Raw genomic sequence first — 4,004 nt, forward strand, 5'->3', positions numbered from 1 at the left:
TTTTCCTCATGAGAGGAAAAGGATTATCCGGTATTAGCACCGGTTTCCCGGTGTTATCCCAGTCTTACAGGCAGGTTGCCCACGTGTTACTCACCCGTCCGCCGCTAACCAACAGGAGCAAGCTCCTGTTGATTCGCTCGACTTGCATGTATTAGGCACGCCGCCAGCGTTCGTCCTGAGCCAGGATCAAACTCTCCAAGAAAGTTGATTAGCTCATTTTGTTACGTTGGCTCATGTTCTTCATTTATAATAGAAGAAACATGATATTTATTGTTTGTTTGCACGATTTTGTTTGTTTAGTTTTCAAAGAACAATATATCACTTTATTTAGCGACAGCGAAGTCTATTTTAACACTTCGCCTCGTAGAAGCCAACTTCTTTTTAAAATTAACTTCGCCGCCTCAGCGACGAATAATAATATAACAAATAATCTGCATGTAAGTCAACTTCTTTTTGCAAAAAAGTTTAAACATATAAAGAAGTTTTTAAAAGCACCCATTGTCCAATGCTACAATGGTTCCGGCAACATGGGTACCGTGACCGTTGTTGCCCCTTTCAATATGAATCTTACAATGAATCTACTATATGGCAGTTATTTCAGATTGGGAAAATAACAAAAGAAAAAGACCTTAAAAATATAGATGGTCTTTTCTATAACTATCTTCTTTACCCTTTTATTACTTTTATTCCTTCTTCCACGATTTTTTTTCCTGCTTCTTTATTTTTAATACCAATTGCAATTCCTCCTAGAATCGCAATTGTTCCCATCGCCCCAAATGCTAATTGCTTTAAGAAAGTTGTTTGTTTATCAGATACTTTTTCAATCCTATCAAATATATTAGAAATCTCTTGCTGAATTCTTTTTAATTCTTCCGGATCCTTTTCAATTTCATATCTTTTGTTTAGTGCATCTATTCTTTTATTGAATGAGTTTATTACTTCTTTACCTAAATTTTGTGAAGCTAAGTCATTTACTGTTTTTAACACATTAGGAAGTATCGTTGCCACATATTTATAGTATTCCTGAATCATAGTTTTATCTAGTTCATTATTTGCTTTAAGTTCTAGCAATGGTAACTGCTCAAATATTTTCTTTATGTCACTTTCAGTTGGATTTTCAATATTACTAATCTCATTTTGCTTTAATAATTCCTGGAATTCTTCATTCACTACACAAGCCCCCTCTATTTTAGTATTTTTATTTATCGTTCTACTTTGCTAGTATAAATTGAAAGATAAATCCATAAATAACAAAATTTTAAAAATGCGAAAATACCTCTAAGCTACTTTCTGGTACATTGTTTTAAAAAAATTGAATTTCCTTAAAATTGGAATTTTAACATGAAAGAATATTATAGCTACTACTTATGGGGAGGGCAAAGTATGGAATCCCACCCGCTATATGATACGACCTAGGCTCGGCCGCACAAGCACCCGTTAGTTTAAGTGATAATCTTCACAATCTTTTTTTGCCATAACAAAATCTAATACCTTAATGTGTAGGGGAATATCAAAAAGACGCCTTCTTACTAAAGAAAGCGCCCTATAATAGAATAACGAAATTACTTTATTAATTTTCAACCGAAACCCTCTTCATTAATCGCTTTAATTTAATTTCTGTATCTGTTTCCTCTACTGGTGTATAGATACTGCACCGTAAATCCATATCACCTTGAACCTGAAGAGAAGTTAAATTAAACAACATTTTGCCTGCTTTAGCATGTCTGAATTCAATTATCATTTCTGGAGCCTTACTTACTTGACTTTCTTGCCATAAATCCTGAAATTCTGAATGTGAATAACTCATTTCTTTAATAAATTGGTTGTACCATTCATCGCCTAAATAGTGTCCATAATAGGTACGGAAAATAGCAAGAAAACCTTTCGCAAAATGTTCCCAATTGACGGCCAATGCTTTTAATTCTTTTCTAGTGAACACTAAACGAATCAAATTTCTTTGATCATTCGGTATTTGTTCAAAATCTAAAAAAACATGAGCAGCTGCAGGATTCCAGCCCACTATATGGCAATGTCGATCCGTAATGATAGTCGGACAATATGTTAATTCAGTTAGTATTCGCTTTAAAGAAGGGCTAAGCTCTGATTGATTCTTTTTTTGATTTGTAATTTCTGATTTTGTCTCTAATGCCAGGTCATATAAGTAGTCTCTTTCATCATTATTTAATTGTAGAGCTGTAGAAATACAATCAAGTACGATTGAAGAAACTTTTATATCTCTTCCTTGCTCTAGCCATGTATACCAAGTGGTACTTACACCTGCTAATTGTGCAACCTCTTCTCTTCGTAATCCAGGTGTCCTTCTCCGGGTTCCGGCAGGCATACCAACAGACTCTGGCTTAATTTGGGCACGCTTAGCTTTTAAGAATGTCGACAAAGCTTCAAGCCTAGTTTTATCATTCATTTTTAAAACTCCTCAACTTATCAATTTAACCTATTAGTAATTATACCAGGATAAACTATCTCTTGTAATAGGATAGAAGAGATGTAAAATACAAGTAAATTACTTATTTGGAGGGATGAAAAGTGGAAAGAGTTGTGATTACCGGTATGGGGATAGTGTCTCCTATAGGAAACAACATCCAAACATTTTGGAACAATTTGATTAACGGGGAATCTGGTATATCCACTATCGATACATTTGATGTTACTAATCATAAGACAAAAATTGCAGGTATCGTCCAAGATTTTGATGCAGATGAAGTTTTAGGAAAGAACGAAGCTAGGCGTTTAGATCGTTTTTCTCAATTTGCTTTGGCTGCAGCTGAACAAGCTTGGGTAGATTCTAAGTTAGACCTCGATCGTATAGATGTAGAAAGGTTAGGCGTATATGTAGGTTCAGGGATAGGGGGAATTGAAACCTTGATTGAAAATATTGATGTGCTTAGACAGAAGGGGCCAAGAAGAGTTAGCCCGACCCTAGTACCTGCCATGATTTCTAATGCTGCTGCAGCACAAATTAGTATCAAGTGGAACGCAATGGGACCTTCTTTGTCGCCCGTTTCTGCTTGTGCAATTGGAAATACAGCTATTGGTGAAGCCTTTAGACTAATTCGTTCTGGAGAAGTTGACGTTGTGTTCGCAGGTGGCACAGAGGCAGCTATAACAGACTTATCAATAGCAAGCTTTGGTAATGCTACAGCATTATCAACAAGAAACGATGATCCCACTAAAGCTAGTCGTCCATTTGATGAAAATCGAGATGGATTTGTCATGTCAGAAGGAGCTGGAATTCTAATCCTAGAATCTTTATCTCATGCTTTACGTAGAGAGGCAAAGATTTATGCAGAAGTCATTGGATATGGTGCAAGTTCAGACGCACACCATATCGTAGCTACACATCCGGAAGGTAAAGGGGCCTATCTTGCAATGAGATCAGCTTTAAAAAATGCAAATATATCGCCTGAAGAAATTGATGTTATTAGTGCCCATGCAACAAGTACAAAAGTGGGAGACATCTCCGAAACGATGGCTATTAAGCAGCTGTTCGGTAAACAAGCTTATCAGATTCCAGTAACAGCTAATAAATCTATGATCGGTCATATGTTAGGGGCAGCAGGCGGGGTTGAAGCAATTGCTTTAGCAATGAGTTTAAAGGAAGGTATGATTCCTCCAACAATTAACTTAGAAAATCCTGATCCATTATGTGATCTCGATTATGTACCATCTATTGCTCGCCAAGTGAAAATAAATACGGGTCTGTCTAACTCATTCGGTTTCGGAGGTCATAATGCAGCAATTGTTTTAAGGAAATACGAATGAATAAACTTTCTCTCGTAAATCTACCCGTTTCTTAAGGAAACGGGTAGATTTATTCCGTTAAATGGCCCGATTGTTGAATAAAAGCTAATGACGATTGTTCAACTAGTTGAGTAGAAGAGAACCTCTCTACCTCGCGGTAGATTGTGTTTCTCCCCCCTCGCAGAACCGTGCTTGCGCTATTCACGCACACGGCTCCTCCTAGTTATCATTCACAAGATGTAGCT

The 4,004-nt window shown here is 36.6% G+C and carries 5 protein-coding genes and 1 rRNA gene; 1 reads left to right on the plus strand and 5 read right to left on the minus strand.

The annotated features are described in order from the left end of the window. From KW850_RS32285 to KW850_RS32295, 4 genes are all read right to left on the minus strand, one after another. Positions 1 to 202 (minus strand): 16S ribosomal RNA (locus tag KW850_RS32285); the annotation flags it as partial. A 283-nt stretch (positions 203 to 485) separates the two neighbouring features. Continuing rightward, positions 486 to 578, minus strand: coding sequence for a S8 family serine peptidase (locus tag KW850_RS34470; RefSeq protein ID WP_374226412.1), 93 nt, complete (start codon positions 576 to 578; stop codon positions 486 to 488). Positions 579 to 666: 88 nt separating this feature from the next. Beyond that, entirely contained in the window at positions 667 to 1,170 is a 504-nt protein-coding gene (locus KW850_RS32290) for a hypothetical protein (protein ID WP_218351678.1), read from the minus strand. A gap of 400 nt (positions 1,171 to 1,570) precedes the next feature. After that, positions 1,571 to 2,422, minus strand: a complete 852-nt coding sequence (locus tag KW850_RS32295; RefSeq protein ID WP_218351679.1) for a helix-turn-helix transcriptional regulator — start codon at positions 2,420 to 2,422, stop codon at positions 1,571 to 1,573. Positions 2,423 to 2,544: 122 nt separating this feature from the next. On the opposite strand from KW850_RS32295, the gene fabF reads away from it, so the two are divergent. After that, positions 2,545 to 3,780 carry a beta-ketoacyl-ACP synthase II gene (fabF, locus tag KW850_RS32300; RefSeq protein ID WP_218351680.1) on the plus strand — a complete coding sequence of 412 codons (1,236 nt, stop codon included), beginning with the start codon at positions 2,545 to 2,547 and terminating at the stop codon, positions 3,778 to 3,780. 49 nt (positions 3,781 to 3,829) lie between these two features. Here fabF and KW850_RS33765 read toward each other — a convergent pair whose 3' ends face one another. Next, positions 3,830 to 3,964: a hypothetical protein gene (locus tag KW850_RS33765; RefSeq protein WP_256358583.1), complete on the minus strand. Its 135-nt coding sequence runs from the start codon at positions 3,962 to 3,964 to the stop codon at positions 3,830 to 3,832. Positions 3,965 to 4,004: the final 40 nt, after the last annotated feature.

Source organism: Bacillus sp. sid0103, from assembly GCF_019219025.1.